This is a genomic window from Pseudomonas sp. NPDC096917 (assembly GCF_044762555.1).
Taxonomy (GTDB): domain Bacteria; phylum Pseudomonadota; class Gammaproteobacteria; order Pseudomonadales; family Pseudomonadaceae; genus Aquipseudomonas.
In genome coordinates, this window is sequence record NZ_JBIWEO010000008.1 from 208,677 (window position 1) to 232,771 (window position 24,095).

The 24,095-nt window shown below is 57.4% G+C and carries 19 protein-coding genes and 1 pseudogene; 13 read left to right on the forward strand and 7 right to left on the reverse strand.

All coding sequences use genetic code 11. The features are described from left to right. Positions 1-169 precede the first annotated feature (169 nt). Both ccoG and mapR read left to right on the forward strand, forming a co-directional pair. Positions 170-1,591, forward strand: a complete 1,422-nt coding sequence (ccoG, locus tag ACIQYF_RS11775) for a cytochrome c oxidase accessory protein CcoG (RefSeq protein ID WP_402861240.1) — start codon at positions 170-172, stop codon at positions 1,589-1,591. Positions 1,592-1,697: 106 nt separating this feature from the next. Next, positions 1,698-3,107 carry a GntR family transcriptional regulator MpaR gene (gene mapR, locus ACIQYF_RS11780; protein ID WP_402861243.1) on the forward strand — a complete coding sequence of 470 codons (1,410 nt, stop codon included), beginning with the start codon at positions 1,698-1,700 and terminating at the stop codon, positions 3,105-3,107. Between the two features lie 15 nt (positions 3,108-3,122). Here mapR and ACIQYF_RS11785 read toward each other — a convergent pair whose 3' ends face one another. After that, positions 3,123-3,533, reverse strand: a complete 411-nt coding sequence (locus tag ACIQYF_RS11785; protein ID WP_402861246.1) for a hypothetical protein — start codon at positions 3,531-3,533, stop codon at positions 3,123-3,125. 224 nt (positions 3,534-3,757) lie between these two features. Here ACIQYF_RS11785 and ACIQYF_RS11790 point away from each other — a divergent pair, with 224 nt between their 5' ends. From ACIQYF_RS11790 to ACIQYF_RS11800, 3 genes are read left to right on the forward strand one after another with little or no spacing between them, the layout of a single operon-like run. Beyond that, complete coding sequence (locus ACIQYF_RS11790; RefSeq protein ID WP_402861249.1) at positions 3,758-6,979, forward strand: efflux RND transporter permease subunit; 3,222 nt, start codon at positions 3,758-3,760, stop codon at positions 6,977-6,979. Next, positions 6,969-8,135: an efflux RND transporter periplasmic adaptor subunit gene (locus ACIQYF_RS11795; protein WP_402861252.1), complete on the forward strand. Its 1,167-nt coding sequence runs from the start codon at positions 6,969-6,971 to the stop codon at positions 8,133-8,135. Before ACIQYF_RS11790 ends, ACIQYF_RS11795 begins: the two co-directional genes overlap by 11 nt. Continuing rightward, complete coding sequence (locus tag ACIQYF_RS11800) at positions 8,119-9,537, forward strand: efflux transporter outer membrane subunit (RefSeq protein ID WP_402861255.1); 1,419 nt, start codon at positions 8,119-8,121, stop codon at positions 9,535-9,537. Before ACIQYF_RS11795 ends, ACIQYF_RS11800 begins: the two co-directional genes overlap by 17 nt. 103 nt (positions 9,538-9,640) lie before the next feature. On the opposite strand, the gene ACIQYF_RS11805 is transcribed toward ACIQYF_RS11800, so the two are convergent. Next, entirely contained in the window at positions 9,641-10,918 is a 1,278-nt protein-coding gene (locus ACIQYF_RS11805; RefSeq protein ID WP_402861258.1) for a Zn-dependent hydrolase, read from the reverse strand. A gap of 94 nt (positions 10,919-11,012) precedes the next feature. Continuing rightward, on the reverse strand, positions 11,013-12,500 hold the full coding sequence (locus ACIQYF_RS11810; RefSeq protein ID WP_402861261.1) for an NCS1 family nucleobase:cation symporter-1: 1,488 nt from the start codon (positions 12,498-12,500) through the stop codon (positions 11,013-11,015). A gap of 594 nt (positions 12,501-13,094) precedes the next feature. Between ACIQYF_RS11810 and hydA the strand changes: the two genes are divergently transcribed. The 3 genes from hydA to preA are packed head-to-tail and all read left to right on the forward strand — an operon-like array spanning position 13,095 to position 17,235. Next, positions 13,095-14,534 (forward strand): dihydropyrimidinase, encoded by a 1,440-nt coding sequence (gene hydA, locus ACIQYF_RS11815; protein WP_402861264.1) that lies wholly within the window; start codon positions 13,095-13,097, stop codon positions 14,532-14,534. A 58-nt stretch (positions 14,535-14,592) separates the two neighbouring features. Continuing rightward, entirely contained in the window at positions 14,593-15,960 is a 1,368-nt protein-coding gene (locus tag ACIQYF_RS11820; protein ID WP_402861267.1) for an NAD(P)-dependent oxidoreductase, read from the forward strand. Next, entirely contained in the window at positions 15,961-17,235 is a 1,275-nt protein-coding gene (gene preA, locus ACIQYF_RS11825; RefSeq protein ID WP_402861270.1) for an NAD-dependent dihydropyrimidine dehydrogenase subunit PreA, read from the forward strand. A gap of 114 nt (positions 17,236-17,349) precedes the next feature. Here preA and ACIQYF_RS11830 read toward each other — a convergent pair whose 3' ends face one another. Then, on the reverse strand, positions 17,350-17,970 hold the full coding sequence (locus tag ACIQYF_RS11830; RefSeq protein WP_402861273.1) for a TetR/AcrR family transcriptional regulator: 621 nt from the start codon (positions 17,968-17,970) through the stop codon (positions 17,350-17,352). Between the two features lie 291 nt (positions 17,971-18,261). Between ACIQYF_RS11830 and ACIQYF_RS11835 the strand changes: the two genes are divergently transcribed. Beyond that, positions 18,262-18,546, forward strand: coding sequence for a helix-turn-helix transcriptional regulator (locus ACIQYF_RS11835; RefSeq protein WP_402861276.1), 285 nt, complete (start codon positions 18,262-18,264; stop codon positions 18,544-18,546). Positions 18,547-18,740: 194 nt separating this feature from the next. Here ACIQYF_RS11835 and ACIQYF_RS11840 read toward each other — a convergent pair whose 3' ends face one another. Next, positions 18,741-19,097: a hypothetical protein gene (locus ACIQYF_RS11840; protein ID WP_402861279.1), complete on the reverse strand. Its 357-nt coding sequence runs from the start codon at positions 19,095-19,097 to the stop codon at positions 18,741-18,743. A 252-nt stretch (positions 19,098-19,349) separates the two neighbouring features. Here ACIQYF_RS11840 and csrA point away from each other — a divergent pair, with 252 nt between their 5' ends. The 3 genes from csrA to ppnN all read left to right on the forward strand — a co-directional run bounded on the left by csrA (position 19,350) and on the right by ppnN (position 22,178). Then, positions 19,350-19,544: a carbon storage regulator CsrA gene (gene csrA, locus ACIQYF_RS11845; protein ID WP_019411679.1), complete on the forward strand. Its 195-nt coding sequence runs from the start codon at positions 19,350-19,352 to the stop codon at positions 19,542-19,544. Positions 19,545-19,840: 296 nt separating this feature from the next. Beyond that, complete coding sequence (locus ACIQYF_RS11850; protein WP_402861284.1) at positions 19,841-20,386, forward strand: DUF1269 domain-containing protein; 546 nt, start codon at positions 19,841-19,843, stop codon at positions 20,384-20,386. A gap of 418 nt (positions 20,387-20,804) precedes the next feature. Further along, entirely contained in the window at positions 20,805-22,178 is a 1,374-nt protein-coding gene (gene ppnN, locus ACIQYF_RS11855) for a nucleotide 5'-monophosphate nucleosidase PpnN (RefSeq protein ID WP_402861287.1), read from the forward strand. A gap of 78 nt (positions 22,179-22,256) precedes the next feature. Here the strand turns inward: ppnN and ACIQYF_RS11860 are convergent, their stop codons facing one another. Together ACIQYF_RS11860 and ACIQYF_RS11865 are read right to left on the reverse strand one after the other, a co-directional pair. Continuing rightward, the gene (locus tag ACIQYF_RS11860; RefSeq protein ID WP_402861290.1) at positions 22,257-22,790 is read right to left on the reverse strand and encodes a DUF3087 family protein; all 534 of its coding nucleotides are present in this window, start codon (positions 22,788-22,790) and stop codon (positions 22,257-22,259) included. Between the two features lie 47 nt (positions 22,791-22,837). Then, positions 22,838-23,497: a glycoside hydrolase family 19 protein gene (locus ACIQYF_RS11865; protein ID WP_402861293.1), complete on the reverse strand. Its 660-nt coding sequence runs from the start codon at positions 23,495-23,497 to the stop codon at positions 22,838-22,840. A 333-nt stretch (positions 23,498-23,830) separates the two neighbouring features. On the opposite strand from ACIQYF_RS11865, the pseudogene ACIQYF_RS11870 reads away from it, so the two are divergent. Further along, positions 23,831-24,076: pseudogene (locus ACIQYF_RS11870) on the forward strand (ATP-binding protein); the annotation flags it as partial. Between the last annotated feature and the right edge of the window lie 19 nt (positions 24,077-24,095).

The following is a 24,095-nucleotide window of genomic DNA, read 5'->3' on the forward strand; positions in this document are numbered from 1 at the left end:
ATTCCTCCAGAGGGCAGGTGCAGCGTGGCTTTAGCCAGGTGCAGCCGATTGTCGCAGACACCCGAATCAAGCAACTGATACGCTTTTTTAAAAAATACCTGAGCCTGTTATGCAAACAGTTGGCGGGCGATAGTGCTCTGGCCTGATGGAGGCTGATGAGTGAAGGACCATGAGCAAACACATTCCCGTCCAGAGACTTGAATCGTATGAGGCTGCGCATTCCAAAGCCGCCAATACTAAAAACAGGTCCAACGATAACCAGATCCACACCCGCCGTTTTACCGGCCTGTTCCGCACGCTTCGCATCGTCGGCACCGGCTTTTTGTTTTTACTGTTCTTTGGCACCGTGTGGCTGCATTGGGACGGTCGTCAGGCCGTACTGTGGGATTTGTCGCAAAGCAAATTCCACATCTTTGGCGCCACGTTCTGGCCTCAGGATTTCATTTTGTTATCGGCGCTGCTGATCATTGCCGCCTTTGGCCTGTTTGCGATCACGGTGTTTGCCGGCCGCGTGTGGTGTGGATACACCTGCCCGCAAAGCACCTGGACGTGGCTGTTTATGTGGTGTGAAAAGATCACCGAAGGTGACAGAAACCAGCGCATCAAGCTGCAAGCCGCGCCCTGGCGCTTGAACAAGATTGCCCGGCGCACGGCCAAACATTCGTTGTGGTTGGCGATCAGTGTGCTGACGGCATTGACCTTTGTCGGGTATTTCACGCCCATTCGCCCCCTGACCATTGAGTTTTTAACCCTGGAAATAGCCGGCATCAGCTTGTTCTGGGTGCTGTTTTTCACCGGTGCCACGTACATCAGCGCGGGTTGGCTACGTGAAGCGGTGTGCATGCACATGTGCCCCTATGCACGCTTTCAAAGTGTGATGTTCGATAAGGACACCCTGGCGATTTCGTATGACGTGGCCCGCGGCGAAAACCGTGGCCCGCGTAAACGCGGGGTGGAACCGAAGCAGGCCGGTCTGGGTGATTGCATCGACTGCACAATGTGCGTACAGGTATGTCCGACCGGGATCGACATTCGTGACGGCCTGCAAATGGAGTGCATCGGCTGCGCTGCCTGCGTCGATGCCTGTGATTCGGTGATGGACAAAATGGGCTATGCCCGTGGCCTGGTGCGCTACACCTCCGAACATCAATTGCAGGGCGGCAAAACCCACTGGTTGCGCCCACGCCTGATTGGCTACGCAGGGGTGCTGGTGCTGATGATCGGCGCGCTGGCGGTGGCCTTGAATCAACGCGCCATGGTGTCACTGGATGTGATCAAAGACCGGGGTCTGTTCCGTGAGAACAGTCAGGGCCAGATCGAGAACATCTACAGCCTCAAAATCATTAACAAAACCCAGGAACCGCAACACTATCGCGTGTCGCTGCAACAGGATGAGGCGTTCCAGTTACAGGGCAAAACCGAGTTGACCCTGGCCCCCGGCGAGATTGTCGAAGTGCCGGTCTCGGTGGCGTTGCTGTCCGAGCGACCCAAGAGCAGTTCACAGACGATTGAATTTGTGGTCACCGATACCGATGAACCGAGTGTGCGCAGTGTGGCCAAAAGCCGGTTTGTCGCGCCGTTGAATCGTTAAACCTAAAAATACGTGCAGGCGCGAGCTTGCCTCGCGATCTTTTGATCTGTAACAGCCAAAGATCGCGAGCAAGCCCGCTCCCACAGGATTAGCTGAGCTTTAGCCCATGAAACGCTACGAAAAATTCGCTGACGATATTGCTGAACTGATCCGCTGCGGGGTGCTCGGCCCCGGTCAGCGCGTGCCTTCGGTGCGCTATGCCAGCCAGACATATGGGGTCAGCCCGTCCACGGTGTTTCAGGCCTATTACCTGCTCGAACGCCGCGGCCTGATTCGCGCCAAGCCGCGTTCGGGGTATTTCGTCAACACGCACGCGCCCAGCCCGTTTTCAGAACCGGTGGTCAGCAGCCACGCGACCGAGTCCACTCAGGTCGATGTCAGCGACCTGGTGTTCTCGGTGCTGGACTCGATCAAGGACCCGCACACCGTGCCGTTCGGCTCGGCGTTCCCCAGCCCCATGTTGTTTCCGCTGCAACGCCTGGCCCGCTCAATGGCCACCGCAAGCCGTGAAATGGATCCGCGCATGGTGGTCACCGACATGTCGCCGGGCAACCCGCACCTGCGTCGCCAGATTGCCCTGCGGTATATGGTCGGTGGGCTGATGCTGGCGATGGAGGAGTTGCTGATCACCAATGGCGCGCTGGAAGCCTTGAACCTGTGTCTGCAAGCCGTCACTGAGCCCGGTGATCTGGTTGCGATTGAAGCCCCGGCCTTTTACGCCTGCCTGCAAGTGCTGGAGCGACTCAAGCTCAAGGCCATCGAAATCCCGGTCCATCCCCGTGAGGGCATTGACCTCGACGCATTGGCGCAGACCCTCGATCGGCATCCGATCAAGGCGGTGTGGTGCATGACCAGCTTTCAAAACCCGATTGGCGCCACCATGCCCGAAGCCAAGAAACAGGCCTTGGTCGAACTGTTGCGCGCGCATCAGGTGCCATTGATTGAAGACGATGTATACGCCGAGCTGTATTTCGGTCAGCACGCGCCCAAGCCCGCCAAGGCTTTCGACACTGAAGGGCTGGTGATGCATTGCGGCTCGTTTGCCAAAAGCCTGGCACCGGGTTACCGGATCGGCTGGGTCGCGGCCGGGCGCTTTGCGCAGAAGATAGAGCGTCTGAAACTCATGACCTCGTTGTGCGCATCCATGCCGGCACAAGCGGCGATTGCCGACTATTTGCAGCACGGCGGCTACGACCGCCACTTGCGGCGCCTGCGCGATGCGCTGGAAGACCAGCAAAGCGCAATGCTGGCAGCCATTGCGCGGTACTTCCCGGCGCAAACCCGGGTCAGCAAACCTGCCGGGGGGTATTTTTTGTGGCTTGAACTGCCTGAACAGATGGACTCGCTCAAGCTGTTTCAGATGGCCCTGGCCCAAGGCATCAGCATCGCACCGGGGCCGATTTTCTCGGCAACCCAGCGCTTTAGAAACTGCATCCGCCTGAACTACGGCAGCCCATGGGATGAGACCTGTGAAAAGGCCATGGAAACCCTGGGCAAGATTGTTCGTTCGTTTTAGCTGACACGCAAGACCTCAGCCCGGCATGCAGTTGAAGTCGGCGGTGTGCGCCACTTCCTTACCGTGGGAATCAACCAGCGTGGCGCTCACGTCCGGGCCCAGGCTCGACTCGATCAATTCGTAGCGCTCGCCCGCCTTGAATTGCTGATAGTTGACTTTGCCTTGGCAATTCACTTCGTTCTCGTCACCGGTGGCCCCTTCAAACAAGGTGACGTCAAGGCGATGCGCGCCAGGGGTGACTTCAAAGTAGCGGCCGTCGTTGATGTTCTTGCCGTCTACGCGCTCGGCCATCAAGTCGCTGTTACCCTCCTCCTTCAGACCAATCCAGGCTTCGCTCGGGTCTTGCTTGGGCATCGGGCCTGCACAGGCTGACAGCAACAACACCAGGCTCAAGGACGGGATCACTAACAGGGGTTTAAGGTTCATAACGGTTTGCCTCACACATGCAACCAAAGAGTGCGACAGGCCCAGCACTCAACCCGTCGAATAGGCCTCAAGCTTGATCCGCAACCCGCGACCGGCCTAATGAATGAAGGTGAAGGGAATTTCAGCCCATACCTAAACCTTCCTTCATGTTGCTGAAAGCTGATCGTTAAGTTTGAGCAGTAAGACTGCCCGTGTTTGCAATTTCACTCCTCGGAGGTTCTGGCATGCTCGGGCTGGTAAAGACCGCATTGCACAAGCCCTACACGTTTATCGTGCTGGCGATTTTCATCTGCTTCATCGGGCCGCTGGCGGCAGTGCGTACCCCGACGGATGTGTTTCCTGACATTGGCATTCCCGTGGTTGCCGTGGTGTGGCAATACACCGGGCTGGCGCCTGCCGATATGGCAGGCCGGGTTATTTATACGTACGAGCGCTCGTTGAGTACCACGGTCAACGACATCGAACACATCGAGTCGCAATCGCTGCCGGGCATGGGCATCGTGAAGATTTTCTTCCAGCCCGGCGTGGACATTCGCACAGCCAACGCACAAGTGACCGCGGTGTCACAAACCGTGCTCAAGCAAATGCCACCCGGTATCACACCGCCGCTGATTCTCAACTACAGCGCGTCGACGGTGCCAATTCTGCAAATGGCGTTCTCCAGCCCCACGCTCTCGGAAGCCAAAATCCGCGACTTGGTGCAAAACAACATTCGCCTGCCTCTGAGTTCGCTGCCGGGCCTGGCCATGCCCACACCCATGGGCGGTAAACAGCGCCAGATCACCCTCGACCTTGACCCACAGGCACTGGCAGCCAAAGGCTTGTCAGCACAGGATGTGGGGGCTGCTCTGGCAGCGCAGAACCAGATCATTCCGGTCGGGACTGCCAAACTCGGCACCTACGAATACACCGTGATGCTCAACAACAGCCCCAAGGCGATTGATGAGCTCAATGACATGCCGATCAAAACCGTCAATGGCGCGCCGATTACCATTGGCCAAGTGGCTCACGTACGCGATGGATCGCCGCCGCAAACCAACATTGTGCGTGTCGACGGGCAACGGGCGGTGCTGATGCCGGCCTTGAAGAACGGGAATATCTCGACCTTGTCGATTGTCGACGGCATTCGCGCGATGCTGCCACGCATCAATGAAACCTTGCCGCCATCGCTTAAAACTTCATTGCTGGGCGACGCTTCGGTGTTCGTCAAGCAATCGGTCGGCAGCGTGGCGCAGGAAGGGATCATTGCCGCCTTGCTGACCAGCGCCATGATTCTGCTGTTTCTGGGCAGCTGGCGTTCGACCCTGATCATTGCCGTGTCGATCCCGCTGGCGGTGCTCTCGGCCATTGCCCTGCTTGCCCTCAGTGGGCAAACCCTGAACGTCATGACGCTCGGGGGCCTGGCGCTGGCCGTCGGTATCCTTGTGGACGATGCGACGGTGACCATCGAGAACATCAACTGGCACCTTGAACAAGGCAAGTCGGTGCGCGATGCGATTCTCGATGGGGCCAGGCAGATTGTCGGTCCGGCGTTTGTGTCGCTGCTGTGTATCTGCATCGTGTTTGTGCCGATGTTTATGTTGCAGGGGATTGCCGGTTACCTGTTCCGTCCGATGGCGCTGTCAGTGATTTTTGCGATGGGCAGCTCATTCATCCTGTCGCGGACCCTGGTGCCGACGCTGGCGATGTTCCTGCTCAAGCCGCACATCCCGGAGCAAGGCCCGGGGCATCACCCGCAGGAGGGTTACATCAACCATCACGAGGGCGATCAGCACACTCGCAAACACTCAGCCCCGGTGCGTGCACTGCTGAGCTTCCAGCAAGGATTTGAGCGCCGCTTCTCGGCCGTGCGCGATGCTTACTACGGCGTGCTGGAATTGGCCCTGGCCCATCGCAAACGCTTTTTGCTGGGGTTTATGACGTGCGTGCTGGCCTCATTTGTGTTGCTGCCAAGCCTGGGGCAGGACTTTTTCCCGGCCACCGATGCCGGGGCATTGGCCCTGCACGTGCGCTTGCCGCTGGGGACACGGATTGAAGAAAGTGCGGCGGCTTTTGACCGGATCGAGTCGCGGATTCGCGAAATCGTTCCGGCCGATCAACTGGACACCATCATCGATAACATCGGCATTCCGTTGAGCGGTATCGACATGGCCTACAGCAGCAGCGGCACGATCGGTCCGCAAGACGGCGATATTCAAGTCACGCTCAAGGCCGATCACAGCCCGACGGCGGACTATGTGAAGCGCTTGCGCGAAGTCCTGCCCGAAAGTTTCCCCGGCAGCCAGTTTGCCTTTATGCCTGCGGACATCAGTACCCAAATCCTCAACTTCGGAGCTCCGGCGCCGCTGGACGTAAAAATTTCCGGACGTGACGACGCGGCCAACCGCGCCTATGCACTGGAACTGCAACGACGCTTGCAACACGTTCCGGGGATTGCCGACCTGCGCATCCAACAGTCGGTGGGCTACCCATCGCTGCAAGTCAACGTCGATCGCCTGCGTGCCAATGGCCTCGGGATTACCGAGCGCGATGTCACCAACAGCATGGTGGCGTCTTTGGCCGGCAGTTCTCAGGTGGCCCCGACGTTCTGGCTTAACCCGCAAAACGGTGTGTCTTACGGTGTGGTCGCGGCCACTGCGCAGTATCGACTGGACAGCCTTCCGGCTCTGGAAGCCTTGCCGGTGACCGGTAGCAACGGCCAGACACAAATCCTCGGCGGGCTGGCAACCATCAGTCGCGTCGATAGCCCGGCCGTGGTCACGCACTACAACATCCAGCCCACGCTGGACGTGTACGCCAACATTCAGGGCCGCGATCTGGGCTCGGTGGCGGCCGATGTGCAAAAGGTGATTGACGGTGCCTCGCAGCTGCGCCCCAAAGGTGCAACCATCACCTTGCACGGTCAGATCGACGCCCTGCATGAAGCCTTCAACGGTTTGAGTGTTGGCCTGCTCGGCGCCGTGGTGCTGATCTACCTGCTGATCGTGGTCAACTTTCAGTCCTGGGTCGATCCGTTTGTGATCATCACCGCCCTGCCCGCCGCCCTGGCCGGGATTGTGTGGATGCTGTTTCTCAGCGGCACATCGCTGTCGGTCCCGGCCTTGACCGGCGCCATCTTGTGCATGGGGGTGGCCACCGCCAACTCGATTCTGGTGGTGAGTTTCTGTCGAGAGCGCCTGGCCGAACATGGCGACGCACTCAAGGCCGCACTCGAAGCGGGTTACACGCGCTTTCGTCCGGTGTGCATGACCGCGTTGGCGATGATGATCGGGATGTTGCCGCTGGCCATTTCAGAAGAACAGAACGCCCCGCTCGGACGCGCCGTGATTGGCGGTCTGATGCTGGCAACCGTCGCTACCCTGCTGTTCGTGCCCGTGGTGTTCAGCCTGGTGCACGGCCGTGAAAAAAATCGCGCTGCTGCTGGAGAAACTACCCATGTCGTCTGATCAAAAACCTTCGCGCAAGCGCTTGATGCTACTGGGCATCGGCGGTCTGACACTGGCCGCGTTACTGGTAGCCAATGGCCTGGCAGCGCGCAGCCGGCATGCACATGAGGTTATCGGCTGGACCGAAGCCGCCGCCTTGCCGGTGGTCAGCGTGTTCCACCCCCTGCAAAACACCCACGGAGATACCCTGCGCCTGCCCGCGCACCTTGAAGCCTGGAGCAAGGCGCCGATTCATGCGCGGGTCAATGGCTACCTCAAAAGCTGGACAACCGACATCGGCAGCAAAGTCAACGCCGGTCAGGTGCTGGCCGTCATTGAAAGCCCTGACCTTGACCAGCAATCGGCGCAAGCCCGCGCCCATATGCTTCAAGAGCAGGCCAACGCCCGGCTTGCCGCGACCACGGCCACTCGCTGGCAAAACCTGCTGGCCAGTCATTCGGTGTCGCGACAGGAGGCGGACGAGAAACAATCCAATGCCGCAGCCGCGAAGGCCAATGCCCAAGCCGCCGAAGCCGATTACGCACGACTGTCATCGCTGGAAGACTACAAAACCATTCGCGCGCCATTCGCCGGCACCATCACGGCGCGCTACACCGACATTGGCCGATTGGTCAAAGCTGACACCGACAGCGACCCGCAATTGTTCGACATCGCCGACATCCATCAACTGCGCCTGTACGTGCCCGTGCCGCAAAACTACGCCAGCGTGATTCGCCCCGGTATGCAGGCGCAACTCAATGTGCCGGAGCATCCCGGGCAAACCTTCAGCGCCCAGTTGATCGGCAACTCGACGTCGGTTGATCCGCGTTCTGGCACCTTGACGGCGCAGTTCGTCGCACAAAACCCCAACGATGCCTTGTTGCCGGGCGACTATGCCGAAGCGGTGCTGTCCATTGCGGCTGACACCCACGGCGTGAGCATTCCAGCCAGTGCGCTGATCTTCCGTGCCCAAGGCACCCAAGTGGCGGTGCTGGACAGCGCAAAACATGTGCACTTGCAGAACATCCACATCGGCATGGATCTGGGCGACCGGCTGGTGATCGACCAGGGTCTGAAACCGACTGACTCGGTCATCGACAACCCGCCGGATGCCTTGCGCGAAGGCGACACAGTCAAACTGGCCGATGCAGGAGCGCCCCATGTTGCCAAAGCTTAAACGCAGCGCCTTGTTGTTGGCGCTGGCGCTGCAAGGCTGCTCGCTGGCTCCGACTTACAAACCGCCCGTACTCGACCTGCCGCAGCATTACCGCGAGCAGACCAGCGATGGCCCGTGGCACAGCGCGCAACCGGGCGATCAACTGTCGCCACAGTGGTGGCGGCTGTATCACGACGAGCGCTTGAACGACCTGCAACAGCGCTTGCTCAACGCCAACCCGAACCTGGCGGCAGCCCTTGCGCACTACGAGGCGGCGCAGGCGTATGCCAGCCAGTTCCATGCGGGCTTGTTCCCGCAAATCACCGCCAGCGGGCAACCCTTGCGCCAGCGTCAATCAGACAACCGACCGTTGCGCGGTACCACCCAGCCCTCGGTGTACAACAGCAACACCGCAGGCTTTGCACTGAATTTTGACGTGGACTTATGGGGCAAAATCCGCAATCAAGTTGCCGCCGGTGATGCCCAGGCACAAGCTTCGGCCGATGATCTGGCGGTTGCACGCTTAAGCCTGCAACAGCAACTGGCCAGCCTGTACGTGCAACTTGATGGACTGGATGCGCAAAGCCGCATCCTCTCCAGCACCCTGGATGAATACAGCCAGGCCTTGCAACTGACCCGCGCCCGTTATCAAGGGCAAATAGCCTCTGAGATCGACCTGACCCGTGCGCAAAACCAATTGGCCACGGCACAAGCGCAGTTGGACGACGTGCGCGCCCAGCGCAACCTGACCGAGCACGCCATTGGCGAACTGGTGGGTGAACCTGCCAGCAGCTTTGCCCTGGCGCCAAGTGCACACCCCTTGAACGTCCCGGCGCAACCCGACGCCCTGCCCAGCACCTTGTTGCAACGCCGACCAGACATCGCTGCGGCCGAACGCCGGGTGTTCGCGGCCAACGCTCAAATCGGCGTGGCCAAGGCCGCCTGGTACCCCGACTTCAGCCTGACCGGACTGCTGGGCGGGCAAACCCAGGGCAGCGGCAATTTGTTGTCAGCGGGCAATCGTTTCTGGGCCCTGGGGCCACTGGTCAGCTTGCCGATATTCGATGGTGGCCGCTTGGACGCCCAAGAGCGCCAGGCCAAGGCCGAGTTCGAAGAAGCGTCGGCGCACTACCGCAGCCAAGTGCTGCGCGCCGTACGAGAAGTGGAAGATAACCTAGCGCAACTGCGCGACCTGAAGCAGGAAAGTCTCGACGAACACGCGGCGGCCAACGCAGCGCAACATACCCAAACCTTGGCCACCCACAGCTACGAGGCGGGGGCCGTGAGTTACCTGGATGTGGTGACCGCGCAAACGGCGGCGTTGCAAGCACAACGCCAAGTGCAAGCCCTGCGCACCCGACAGTTGCAGGCCAGTGTTGGCTTGTTGACCGCCTTGGGTGGAGGGTGGGAGGGACAGAAGTGATGCTGCAACCCGCGTATAAGTGAACGCGGCCCCTGAAATGCGAGCGTGTCTCGCGATCTTTTGATGGTTCAAAAGATCGCGAGACACACGTGTTCCTAGCGTCTCAGGAGGCTGAGGCGGCCACTGTTTTCGACGCCGCCAGCATCGCTTTGAGCAACACGGCGCACCCTGCCGCCAGGTCCTTGGGGTCGGCATTTTCGATTTCGTTGTGGCTGATGCCACCTTCACAGGGGACGAAGATCATGCCCGCAGGGCCCAACTCGGCGAGAAAGATTGCGTCGTGCCCTGCCCCGCTGACGATTTCCATGTGGCTGAGCCCCAGTTCAACCGCGGCCTCGCGCACGGCGTTGACACAGTCGGGGTTGAAGTAAAGCGGCGGAAAGTCGGCCGTCGGGGTCAGTTCGAAGCTCAGGCCATGCTGGGCGCAGGTCGCTTCGATCACGCCGCGAACCTCGTCGATCATGGCATCAAGGCGCTCAGGCAGCAGGTGACGAAAGTCCAGAGTCATGCGCACTTCACCCGGAATGACGTTGCGCGAGCCCGGATACGCTTGCAGGCACCCTACCGTGCCGCATGCATGGGGTTGATGGCTCAAGGCGGCCTGATTGACAGCTGCAACCACAGCCGCAGCACCGACCAGAGCGTCTTTGCGCAGGTGCATCGGCGTCGGACCGGCATGGGCTTCTACGCCGCGCAGGTTGAGGTCGAACCATTTCTGCCCGAGGGCACCGAGTACCACGCCGATGGTTTTACGTTCGTCTTCCAGGATCGGACCTTGTTCGATGTGGGCTTCGAAATAGGCCCCCACCGGATGGCCACTGACTTTTCGTGTGCCCGCATAGCCAATCGCGTTCAGGGCCTCACCGACGGTCACGCCTTGGGCATCGGTTTTGGCCAGGGTTTCTTCAAGGGTGAATTTTTCGGCAAACACGCCCGAGCCCATCATGCACGGCGCAAAGCGCGAGCCTTCTTCGTTGGTCCATACCACCACTTCCAATGGCGCTTCGGTTTCGATGTTCAGGTCATTGAGGGTGCGCAACACCTCCACTCCGGCCAGTACGCCGAAACAGCCATCAAACTTGCCGCCGGTGGGTTGGGTGTCGATGTGGCTGCCGGTCATGACCGGCGCAAGATCCGGGTTGCGCCCAGGGCGGCGGGCGAAAATATTGCCCACAGCGTCAACGCTGACGGTGCATCCCGCGTCTTCGCACCAGCGCACAAAGATGTCCCGGGCCTGGCGGTCGAGGTCGGTCAAGGCCAGGCGACAGACACCGCCTTTGACGGTAGCGCCCAGTTGTGCCAATTCCATTAGCGAGGCCCACAAGCGTTCGCCGTTGACCGACTGTGCGCGTTGCTGCTGAAGGTCTTGTGCTGCGTTCATGTTTTTTTCCTCAGGCAGTTTCTTATAAAAAACAGGTCAAATCGCAATGACGCGCAATGGGTAGGCGCGAGCTCACGCCTACGGTTGATCGAGGTCAAACTGTACTTTTGGCAACGGCTGTTTGCGGGCTGCTCAGGCGGCACAGGCCGTAGTAAATCGCCGCACCGAGAAACGATCCGGTGAACCAGCCGTAGTCATAAAACCAGCTGAAGGCGCTGCTGCCCAAGGACAACAGGGTCAAGACCACAGGGACGCCGAACGCAATGAAACCGTTCCAGTTCCAGGCCGGGTAGACACCGTCGTGGTACAGCCCGGCGAGGTCGAGTTTTTGCTGACGGATGATGAAGTAGTCGACCACCATGATCCCGGCAATCGGTCCCAGCAGGCTTGAGTAACCCAGCAGCCAGTTGGAATACACAGTTTCCAGGCTGACATCGGACACCAGCAGGCCGAGTTTTTTGAGCAGTTCGTGAGCCATCAACGCCAGCCCGACCAGGCCCGTCAGCATCACCGCCTTGGTGCGGTTGATCAGCTTGGGCGCGATGTTCTGGAAGTCATTGGTGGGCGACACAATGTTGGCCGCCGTGTTGGTGGACAACGTAGCGATGATGATCAACGCCATGGCCAGCGCGACCCACGCAGGGCTCTGGATGTGGCCGATCAAACTGACCGGGTCTGACACCGTCACGCCGACCAGTTTTTCGGACGCGGCAGTCATTACCACGCCCAGGGCCGCGAACAGGAACATGGTCAGCGGCAAGCCAAATATTTGCCCCAGTATCTGGTCTTTCTGGCTTTTGGCGTAGCGGCTGAAGTCGGGAATATTCAGCGACAAGGTGGCCCAGAATCCCACCATGGCGGTCAAGCCCGCGAAGAAGTAGCCATACACGCTGGCGCCTTCGGGACGCTTGGGCGGTTGAGCCAACAACTCGGTCATCGACACATTGGGCAAGGCCCATACCAGCAAGCCGACGCCCACCAGCACCAACAGCGGTGCAGACAAGGTTTCGAGCCATTTGATTGATTCGGCGCCACGCAAGACCACCCACAAGTTCAGCGCCCAAAACAGCATGAAACCGATCACTTCCCCTGTGCCGCCGAGGCTTTTCCAGCCTTCAAATACTGACCCCAGAAACAGGTGAATGGCCAGGCCGCCGAACAGGGTCTGGATCCCGAACCACCCGCAGGCCACGAGCGCCCGAATCAGACACGGCACATTGGAACCCAGGATGCCGAACGAGGAGCGCAGCAGGACCGGAAACGGAATCCCGTATTTGGTGCCTGCAAAGGCGTTCAAGGTCAGGGGGATCAACACCACGATATTGGCCAGCAAAATCGCCAACAGCGCTTCGCCAACCGAGAGACCGAAATAAGCCGTGAGCACGCCGCCCAAGGTGTAGGTGGGCACGCAAATGGACATGCCGATCCACAGCGCGGTGATGTGCCATTTGTTCCAGGTACGCTCGTGAACTTTGGTGGGGGCGATGTCGTGGTTGTAGCGCGGACTGTCGAGAATTTCAGGCCCGGCTTGCAACTCGTACAAACCGTTACGTTCGGTGACTTGGGATCTGCTTGGTTGCATGCTGGCTCACTCTCTTGTTTGGAGGCTCTTGTTTTAGTGATCGACTCTGCGCACGGACGCAGAGCGTTTCCCTTTGGACTCAGGTCATCCGGTACAGGCAGTGGTAATCAAAAACTGTGCCGTATTAGTTGCAGTGCTCGCCTGCAACAGGGCTCACGCCTTACAACTGGCTGGTTTTAAAGCGCTTTCAATTAGCCTTGCCGCGCCTTTAAACCCTGCCTCAAAACATTTGTCGATTTTTTGATAGAACCAAACGAAACATATCAGTGCAGGCTTATTTACTTTTATTCGCTGCGGGGCGTTCTCCGAGTGCTTCAAGCACCTGATTTAGCATAAGAAACTTCGCCTATATTTGATTCCTGTCAAGTGCGCCGAAACGGTGAGTGCGTGCACCATTTTGGCGTTTAAATAAATAAAGTCTTAATAATCATATAGTTACTAAACAAATAGCCTGCTTAAAATTTTATTTGCTCATTCGCTAACAACCCACTAGATTTCATTCCTGTCACCAGTGACAGGAATGAAATCCTGTACTACGGTCGTAATAACAACATTAGAACCGGCCATAGCCGGTCTGCCTGCGAGGAACTTGGTATGTCACTGTTAATCCGTGGCGCTACGCTTGTGACCCATGATGAAAGTTATTGTGCTGATGTTTATTGTGCCGACGGTCTAATCCGTGCAATAGGCACCCATCTTGATGTTCCGGCTGGCTGTGAAGTGTTGGATGGCAGCGGCCAATATCTACTTCCCGGCGGTATCGATCCGCACACACATATGCAACTACCGTTTATGGGAACCGTGGCCAGTGAAGACTTCTTCAGTGGCACGGCGGCCGGTCTGGCGGGCGGCACAACGTCCATTATTGACTTTGTCATTCCCAACCCTCAGCAGTCGTTGCTGGAGGCGTTTCACCAATGGCGCGGCTGGGCTGAGAAGTCAGCCTCGGACTATGGTTTTCATGTCGCGATTACGTGGTGGAGCGAGCAGGTTCGCGAGGAAATGGCTGAGTTGGTCAGCCAGCACGGGATTAACAGCTTCAAGCATTTCATGGCCTACAAAAACGCGATCATGGCCGCCGACGACACGCTGGTGGCCAGCTTTGAGCGCTGCCTGGAACTGGGCGCCGTGCCAACTGTGCATGCCGAAAACGGCGAGCTGGTGTACCACTTGCAGCGCAAGCTCATGGCTCAGGGCATCACGGGCCCGGAAGCGCACCCGCTGTCGCGCCCTTCACAAGTTGAAGGCGAAGCCGCCAGCCGGGCGATTCGCATCGCGCAAACCATTGGGACGCCGTTGTACCTGGTGCATGTCTCGACCCGTGAGGCTCTGGACGAAATTACCTACGCCCGCAGCCAAGGCCAGCCGGTATATGGCGAGGTGCTGGCAGGGCACTTGCTGCTCGATGACAGCGTTTATCAGAACCCCGACTGGCAAACCGCCGCGGGTTATGTGATGAGCCCGCCGTTCCGCCCGCGTGGTCATCAGCAAGCGCTGTGGCATGGCTTGCAATCGGGCAACTTGCACACCACGGCCACCGATCACTGCTGCTTCTGCGCCGAACAAAAAGCGGCCGGACGCGACGATTTCAGCAAGATCCCCAACGGCACGGCAGGCATTGAAGACCGCATGGCCGTGTTGTGGGATGAAGGCGTGAACACCGGGCGCTTGTCGATGCAGGAGTTCGTGGCACTGACCTCGACCAACACGGCGAAGATTTTCAATCTGTACCCGCGCAAGGGCTCGATCCGGGTCGGCGCCGATGCCGATTTGGTGCTGTGGGACCCGCAAGGCACCCGCACTATTTCCGCTAAAACCCACCATCAACAGGTCGATTTCAACATTTTCGAAGGCAAGACCGTGCGCGGCGTGCCCAGTCACACCATCAGCCAAGGCCGTGTGGTATGGGCCGATGGCGACCTGCGCGCCGAACGCGGGGCTGGCCGTTATATCGAACGCCCGGCCTACCCCGCCGTGTTCGACCTGCTAAAAAAACGCGCCGAGCACCATCAACCAGTCGCTGTTAAGCGCTGAGCGCACAACCACTGCCCGATAGAGGCAGAACGCTTCCCACCACCGTGAGGCAATTACTGTGATCAAGTCCCTGAATCATTTACCGCACCCGCATGAAAATGCTCAGGTGCTGGCCAGTCATTTCACAGATCTGGCACCCCCCCTGAGCGCACGCCAGGCCGAACTGGAAAGCTCGCGCTGCCTGTATTGCTATGACGCACCTTGCGTGAATGCGTGCCCCAGCGACATCGATATCCCGTCGTTTATTCGCAATATCCAACAGGAAAACGTGCAAGGTGCGGCGCAGAAAATTCTCTCGGCCAATATCCTCGGCGGCAGTTGCGCACGCGTGTGCCCGACCGAGGTGCTGTGCCAGCAAGCCTGTGTGCGCAACAACGCACAGGAGTGCGCCCCGGTGTTGATCGGCCTGCTGCAGCGTTACGCCATCGACCATGCGCAGTTCAACGAGCACCCGTTCAAGCGTGCCGCCCCAACCGGCAAACGCATTGCCGTGGTAGGTGCGGGCCCGGCCGGATTGGCATGCGCCCATCGACTGGCTATGCACGGACATGAGGTGGTGATATTCGAGGCACGGGAAAAATCCGGCGGACTCAATGAATACGGGATTGCCAAATACAAACTGGTGGATGATTTCGCCCAGCGCGAAGTGGACTTCGTGTTGCAGATCGGCGGCATCGAGGTGCGTCATGGGCAGCGATTGGGCGACAACCTGAGCCTGAGTGAATTGCACCCGCAGTTCGATTCAGTATTTCTGGCACTCGGCCTGGCCGCTACTCGGCAACTGGGGCTGCCCCACGAAGACGCCCCCGGCGTGCTGGCGGCCACTGACTATATCCGCGAACTGCGCCAAAGCGACGACTTGACCCAATTGCCCTTGGCCGAGCGCTGCATTGTGCTGGGCGCGGGCAACACGGCAATTGACATGGCGGTACAAATGGCCCGTCTTGGGGCCCGCGAGGTGAACCTGGTGTATCGCCGCGGGCTGGAAGACATGGGGGCCACCGGGCATGAGCAAGACATTGCCAAGGCCAATCAGGTACGCCTGATGACGTGGGCACAACCCGACGAAGTGTTGCTGGATGAACAGGGCCAGGTCCGCGGCATGCGCTTTGCCCGCACCCGACTTGAGAACGGGCGTTTAGTCAAAACCGGCGAAACCTTTGATTTGGCCGCCGATGCCGTGTTCAAGGCTATCGGCCAAACCTTTGATGAAAACGCGCTGAGCGATCCACTGGCGCACTCACTTCAGCGCACAGGCGATCGTATTTGGGTGGACGAACAACTGCGCACCAGTGTCCCAGGGGTGTATGCCGGAGGCGACTGCACCTCGCTCGGACAAGACCTGACCGTACAAGCGGTGCAGCACGGCAAGCTGGCCGCAGAAGCCATGCATGCCCAACTCATGCTCAATCAGGAGGCCGCATAAATGGCCGATCTCTCGATCAATTTTGCGGGTATCAAAGCCCCTAACCCGTTTTGGCTGGCCTCCGCGCCGCCCACCGACAAGGCCTACAACGTGGTCCGCGCGTATGAAGCGGGCTGGGGCGGCGTCGTCTGGAAAACCCTGGGAGAAGACCCGGCAGCGGTCAACGTGTCCTCGCGCTATTCGGCGCACTTTGGGCCTAACCGCGAGGTGATGGGCATCAACAATATCGAGTTGATTACCGATCGTTCGCTTGAAATCAATTTGCGTGAAATTACCCAAGTCAAAAAGGACTGGCCGGACCGGGCACTGATTGTGTCGCTGATGGTGCCGTGCGAGGAACAAGCCTGGAAATACATTTTGCCGCTGGTCGAAGCCACGGGCGCTGATGGCATCGAACTGAATTTTGGCTGCCCCCACGGCATGCCGGAGCGCGGTATGGGGGCAGCAGTTGGCCAGGTGCCAGAGTACGTGGAGATGGTCACGCGCTGGTGCAAGACGTATTGCTCGCTGCCGGTAATTGTCAAACTCACGCCCAACATCACCGATGTGCGCCTTAGCGCCCGTGCGGCTTATCGCGGCGGAGCGGATGCGGTGTCGCTGATCAACACCATCAACTCGATCACCAGCGTCGACCTCGAACGCATGGTCGCATTACCCATCGTCGGGACGCAGAGTACCCACGGCGGTTACTGCGGCTCGGCAGTCAAGCCGATAGCGCTGAATATGGTGGCCGAAATTGCCCGCGATCCACAGACCCAAGGTTTGCCGATCTGTGGGATTGGCGGTATTGGCAGTTGGCGAGACGCGGCTGAATTCATCGCGCTGGGGTGTGGCGCAGTGCAAGTGTGTACAGCCGCCATGCTTCATGGATTTCGGATCGTCGACGAAATGAAAGACGGTTTATCGCGCTGGATGGACAGTCAGGGCTATTCGAGTCTGGAGGACTTTTCTGGGCGTGCAGTGGGCAATACCACGGACTGGAAATATCTGGATATAAATTATCAAGTCATTGCCAAGATCGATCAGGAGGCCTGCATTGGCTGTGGACGCTGCCATATTGCCTGCGAAGACACCTCTCACCAGGCGATTGCCAGCTTGACGTTGGCTGACGGAACCCATCGTTATGAAGTGATTGATGACGAGTGCGTAGGTTGCAACCTGTGTCAGATCACCTGCCCGGTCGCGGATTGTATCGAGATGGTGCCGCAAAGCACCGGTAAGCCATTCATGGATTGGAACCATGATCCGCGTAACCCCTACCGGGTGGCTTCGTAGCCTACAAACCCGCAGGCTGCGATCGTGTAAAAGATCAGAAGAGCGCAGCCTGCGCCAGCACCCACCAAGGATTAGCGCACCGCTTCAGGCCTTTGCAGGCAGGACAAAGGCCGCTCACGGCTCCAGCCCGATCCCTCGCAGGATAATGCTGGTGACACTCTGCACCGCACGCTCGAACTGAATGTCCGACAGCGGCTGGTGCTCGTTCAGAATATTCACCTGATGGTCAAAGTCTGCGTAGTGCTGCGTCGAGGCCCAGATCATGTACAGCACGCTGGACGGCTCCACCGCCAAAATTCGCTTGTCAGCCACCCACTGGCGGATTTTGGCTTCTTTCATCTTGGCCCAATCATAAAGGCTTGCATCCAGCCTTAAGCCCAGCATTGGGGCGCCATGGATAATCTCATCCGCCCAGACTTTCGAACCATAAGGCCGTGTCCGCGAGTGGGTCATTTTGGCGCGTATATAACTGCTGAGTACCAGGCGCGGATCGTCATAGGTCTCGAAGCACAGCGCATCCTGCTTCCACACCTCAAGCAAGCCTAATAGCACGGCGTTGTACAGCTCGGTTTTAGTGCTGAAGTAGTAGTGCAGGTTGGAGCGCGGCAATCCAACTTCGGCGGCGATATCGGCCATGGCTGCGCCAGCAAATCCTTTCTCGGCAAAAACCTTCTCAGCGCCAAGCAGGATTTTTTCGACGTTGCTACGACGAATTTCGATCTTGTGATTGCTCATTGCATCGTGCCCTCGGCATCGCGATTCTTCGGTGTATGCCCTGGCATCTGCTTGCCCTGATGATGCCATTCAATTGAACAGCAGGTTACGGCCGCGCCCATCTGATGATTTTTTAGGTTGTGTGTCGTCTAAAAAGTGCCTGACCTGTCATTTTTGACAGGTTCCAAGGAGGGCAGAACGGTTTATAACAATCCCTAAGGACAAAGAAAAATCCTACGGAATATCCTTCCATTATTACAAGGATACTTCATACATATAGCCCAGGTTTTTGATCGATGGGAGCGCCTTGCCATGCACCAGTCTCACTCAACAGCCAGCGGACAATTAGCACGTCGTGCCAGACCCGTAGAGCATCAACCGATCAGTGACAACGCCATTAAACTCACCCCAAAAGAAAAAGAAGTGCTTACCTGGGGGGCAATGGGGAAAACATCTTGGGAAATTGCCTTGATCCTCAAATGCACTGAATCAGCAGTCAATTTCCATTTCGGCAATATTCGTCTCAAATTTGGCGTATCAACCCGCGCCTCAGCCTTGATTAAAGCAACAGCCCTGGGGCTGGTTACGCCCTACTGAGACCTCAAAAACTGAGTGCCCGCATTGTCGAGTGCATCGCCGTTAATGCGACCATCATCGGGCATCAAATCGTTTCGTACGTGTCCTTCACACCCGATTCGCCTCTTTCTTGAAATGAACAAACATTTATCCGTCAAACGTCGCGCAGCGCTAATATAGCGCTACGCTTAGCAATCAAACGACGTGCTGGCGAATCAGGGTGATGGTGGCAGCTCGATCACATTGGTTTCAATGCCTTCGAGTTTAGGCTTGAGCTTGATCTGGGCCTGCGCCTCTTTGGCTTTGGCTTCGGTCGCAAAGGGCCCGATCAAAAAATGCTGAACGCCATCTTTTTCTAAAATGTAAGTGACAAAACCGTTATCAAGAAGCCTGCCAGTCGTGTCAGTAATCGTGGCTCTCTGGCCCTCAGTGAGTTCCAGCGCCCAATGAGCAACCGGCACCTGGACCACCGTTGATTCAGAAGCAGCTTTAGCCCGCTCGATTTTATCGTTAGACTCCTGACCGCAAGCCGTCAAGGCCAATATTGCTGTCATCACGATGACTTTACGCACTGAGTTTCCCCTATCTATTTGAGTGGGTCGATTTTATCACTGAGGCAGCGGCCTTTGCTCTCCTTGAACAAATCCAATCCGCTCATATTTTAGGTTCACCTGCGAGAGTTTCCCGCGTGCAGGGAATTTTACATCTGGCAGTGACGTCTGTAATGAGCGGCGCATTTATATGCACTTAGCAGTATTCTGTAGCCATGAACGAAGCCGCACCGTCTCAGAGACGTGCCTTACAAAGCCATCAAGGAGAAAAAAATGCTGATACTCACCCGTAAAGTTGGTGAAAGCATAAACATCGGTGACGATATTACGATCACTATTTTAGGCGTCAGCGGCCAACAGGTCAGAATCGGCATCAACGCGCCGAAAGATGTTGCTGTGCACCGTGAAGAGATCTATCAACGCATCCAGGCGGGCCTGACTGCAGCCGACAAAAACGCTCAACCGTAAATCTGCGAGGTATCAGCCCTTGGAGTGAGTGTCAGGGCTGCGCAGCCAGCCCTCCACAATTCAAAATATTGACCTGCCGATACCTCTCCTCCCCCGGTTCCCAGCCTGTGACAGTTAACAGATATTTCCTGCTGACTTGACATCTCTAGGTTTACGACCACGCTCAATCTTCGCAGAAGACTCAATCCACCTGAATCACTGCGGGCCAAGCCGTTTATAAATTGTGACGACTTGAAAGACTCCTCCTAATGTCAGCCCTTTCAGGGCTGGACCTGTACCGTCAAGGAATGAAAGACATGTCCGATCTAATCGTAGTGGGATTTTCAGACACCGAGAAAGCCGATCGCGCGCTCACCAAAATGGTTTCGCTCAGCAAAGAACATTTGGTTGAACTGGAAGACGCGGTCATTGTTGTACGCAACGCCGAAGGCAAGATCCATATCAAACAAAGCGTCAACCTCACCGCAATCGGGGCCACTTCGGGCCTGGTCACTGGCGGCCTTTGGGGCGCATTGGTCGGCCTGCTGTTTCTCAACCCGCTGGCAGGTTTTGCCATTGGCGGCGCCTTGGGCGCTGGCACCGGCGCACTGTCGGGCTCATTGAGCGACTATGGGATCGACGACGACTTTATCAAGAAGTTGAGTGAGACCATCCCCAATGACTCTTCCGCGCTGTTTGTGCTGCTGCGCAAATACCAGCCCGAGAAAGTCCTCAAAGAGCTTGAAGAATCAGACTTCAGGGGCAAAGTGCTGCGTACTTCTTTGTCGCCCGAGCAAGAGCAAAAACTTCAGCAAGCCCTGTCCACGAACAACTTGGCTGCCTCTGCGTCCCTGACGGTTTAAACCAGCACCCCGCGCCAGACACCTAGCCTTCCGGCCTTTCGACTGCTCGTGCCGGGCAGTCGAACCCCCTGACAGACAAGCCCTTGCACTGCCCATGTTCAGCACACAGTCACGCTCTGGCGTGAGAGCCTTGCGCCCTCGCGTATGCATGCGCGTCTTTCAACTCGCGCGCGAATCCGGGCCTGAATCTATTCAGGGCTGCGCTCGCCTTATGCGCGAGCAGTGTTAATGTAGCCAACGCGGTCAAGGTGAGGCTGATGGCTCTGCAACATGCCTCACCCGAGGCGGCTATGCTTAAATCGAATGAACCTAAAGACGTAAGAGTTGGGACCTCTCGCTCGGCAGATGCGGATTGCTGATAAAAAACTGACAGAACTGCGCCAAGCCATTTTTTGATCCCGCTCACAGGAAGCCCACAATGGTCCAAAGACAAGTCATCAATGCTTCGGTCAGCCCTAAAGGCAGCCTGGAGACGCTTTCGCAACGTGAAGTGCAACAACTGAGCGAAGTCGGCTCAGGCAGCAGTTACACCCTGTTCCGCCAATGCGTGCTCGCCATCCTCAACACTGGCGCGCATGTCGACAACGCTAAAACCATTCTTGAAGCCTACAAAGATTTCGAAGTCCGGATTCATCAGCAAGACCGTGGTGTACGTCTTGAGCTGCTCAATGCTCCGGCGGATGCCTTTGTCGACGGCGAAATGATCGCCAGCACCCGTGAGATGTTGTTCAGCGCCCTGCGCGATATTGTCTACACCCAGAGCGGCCTCGATAGCCCGCGCATTGACCTGAGCAGTTCAGCCGGCATCACCGACTATGTGTTCCACCTGCTGCGTAATGCCCGCACCTTGCGCCCCGGCGTAGAACCCAAGATCGTGGTGTGTTGGGGCGGCCACTCCATCAACACCGAAGAATACAAATACACCAAGAAAGTCGGTCACGAACTGGGCTTGCGCAGCCTCGACATCTGCACCGGCTGCGGCCCTGGCGTGATGAAAGGCCCAATGAAAGGGGCGACCATTTCTCACGCCAAGCAGCGTCTAACCGGCGGCCGTTATCTGGGCCTCACAGAGCCGGGCATTATTGCCGCCGAAGCGCCCAACCCGATCGTTAATGAGCTGGTGATCCTTCCGGACATTGAAAAGCGTCTTGAAGCGTTTGTGCGTGTCGGTCACGGCATCATCATCTTCCCTGGCGGCGCTGGCACGGCTGAAGAGTTTTTGTATCTGCTCGGGATCCTGATGCACCCGGACAACATTGACGTGCCCTTCCCGGTGATTTTGACCGGCCCCAAAGAAGCCGAACCGTACCTGCAACAATTGCATGAGTTTGTCGGCGCAACGCTGGGTGAGACTGCACAAAACCGCTATCAAATCATCATCGACAACCCGGCTGAAGTGGCACGCCAAATGACCACGGGCCTCAAAACGGTCAAACAGTTCCGTCGCGAACGCAATGACGCATTCCACTTCAACTGGTTATTGAAAATCGATGAAGGGTTCCAGCGCCCATTCGATCCAACGCACGCCAACATGGCCGGCCTGCAATTGCGCAGCGACCTGCCGCCACACGAACTGGCGATCAATTTGCGTCAGGCTTTTTCTGGGATTGTCGCAGGCAACGTCAAAGAGAAAGGTATTCATCTGATCGAACAGCACGGCCCGTATGAGATCCACGGCGACCCTGCAATCATGAAACCGCTGGACAAACTGCTGCATGCGTTCGTCGAACAACACCGTATGAAACTGCCAGGCGGCGCGGCCTATGTGCCCTGCTATCGCGTCATAAGCTAATCTGCCATCCCGAAGGGCTCGCTGAGCGAAAAGTGTTGCATCCTGCACGCACCTCGCTTGGCTTGCCCATCAAAGGCATCACTTCAATGGCGTGAACTGTTTCACCGCCTCAAGCCAGGCTGGATCAAGCCTGGTCTGGCCAGTGTCGATGTGCAGCGCTTCCAAACGCGCCTTATGCAGGTCGATCTCGCGCACCATCTGGCTCAACGCACTGGAGTTGGCATCCAGCTGGTACATCTGGGTAATGCCCAAGTGGTAAAAACGCAGCAGCTTCATAGCCACTGCATCACCGGCCATGACACCCGCTGTCACGTAATGCATCACATTGGTGACCTTCATCAAGCTGCGCTTGAGCTGCCATCCATAGACGGCCGGCGCCATCCAGGGTTGCGACCAGAAAACGTAACGCACCAGCGCAAGGGTCGTGACTAACGCAACCAGCACACCCGTCAGGTTGAGCCCAAAGTTGTCGCCGTGCGCAGTCCCCCACAAGATGACCGCCAACCCGGAAATAGCCACGGCCAACAACGCAAAAAGCAGCGCGATATAGAGCGTGCTGCGTCGGGTTTGCTGACGATAAACCTCGGGGCTGACCGGTTTTATTTCAAACATCACGGGGGTGTGGCTCCTGCGAGAACGGGGTTAATGGGCGCGGCATATTACCCCAATAAACTCAGCGCCTCCTGATACACCTTCAAACGTTGGGCATGACCATTCAAGCCACCATTGATGGCTTGGGTTACGCGTTCAAAATCATCGCCATCGGCCAGTACATTCAGACGCCGCGACGCCCAATACCAGCCTGCGCTCGCCACTGCCCATTGCCACTCTTGCAGTAATTGCGGGGTTATGAGTAAACGCTCATCAGAAAACAGTGCAAGGCTGCACTGCAGGTAGTTGCTCTTACCCGTCACTTGAATCAAACCCCGACCTCGATATAACCACCCTTCCCCGGAAGACTCGCAACCATTGCCCAGCCGATCACTGTAAACCCGGTTGGCAATCGCTTCGGGTTTGCGATGCAGTGATTGCGCGTCACTGTTAGGCATACGTCGCAAACGACTGCCGTCCTTCACCAAAATGTATTTACCGGCCGAATCTTTCTCGGCGAAACGCATGCCCCACGTCATGGCTAAACCGTCAGCACTGTAATTAAGGTTTTCGAGGAGCACAGTAAAACCGGCACTCTCGTGCCCGACTTGTGAAAGAAAAGCCGCCTGGCGTCGAGGCGTGTCAATCTGATAGTGGTCCGTCGTCGCGTTCAGAAAGGGTAAGTAAGCATCAACAAACCGTTCACTCTTTGGAAACAATTTCAACATGATTTCTCGGGTTAACATCGCACTTCACTCTTGATTGATAAATTCAAAAGTTAAGCACCTAGGGCCTTTTAAAACCCCAACCAAATACTTAAATAGAACTAACCCACCGATAACACAGAATCAACTTACACATTGCTTTAACACCCCCTTTGGATGTCTGCGCCACCCATCAGCCCTCGTAACGTTCCTAAAATAAACGCTGAATAAACGGCTCCTACTGCTGAAACTGTCCTTCACTAAAATGACTCACTTGCACCTGCCCCTTGGAATCGACAAAGAAGTGGGCGGCCCAGTATTGATGATTAAATGCGCGCGAGATCGTGTGGCTACCGCGCCCCTATCGACACTCGCCCCCATGCGCTGCGCCGGCTACTGATCCACTGGCTGGACAACCCCCTGAAATTTTCCGGGGCAGCTGAACGAGTCGTCAGCGCTGAAGCCAGTGGCAACTTTTCGATCAAAGTGCTTGATCGCGAGCCAGGCATTTCTGTCGATGAATTGAGCGAAGTGTTAAAGCTGTTTTCCCGGGTTGAACGTTCACGCAATCGCGACACTGGCGGCATCGGGGGCGGCTGTGCGCAGAACGCTTGCTGCCTAA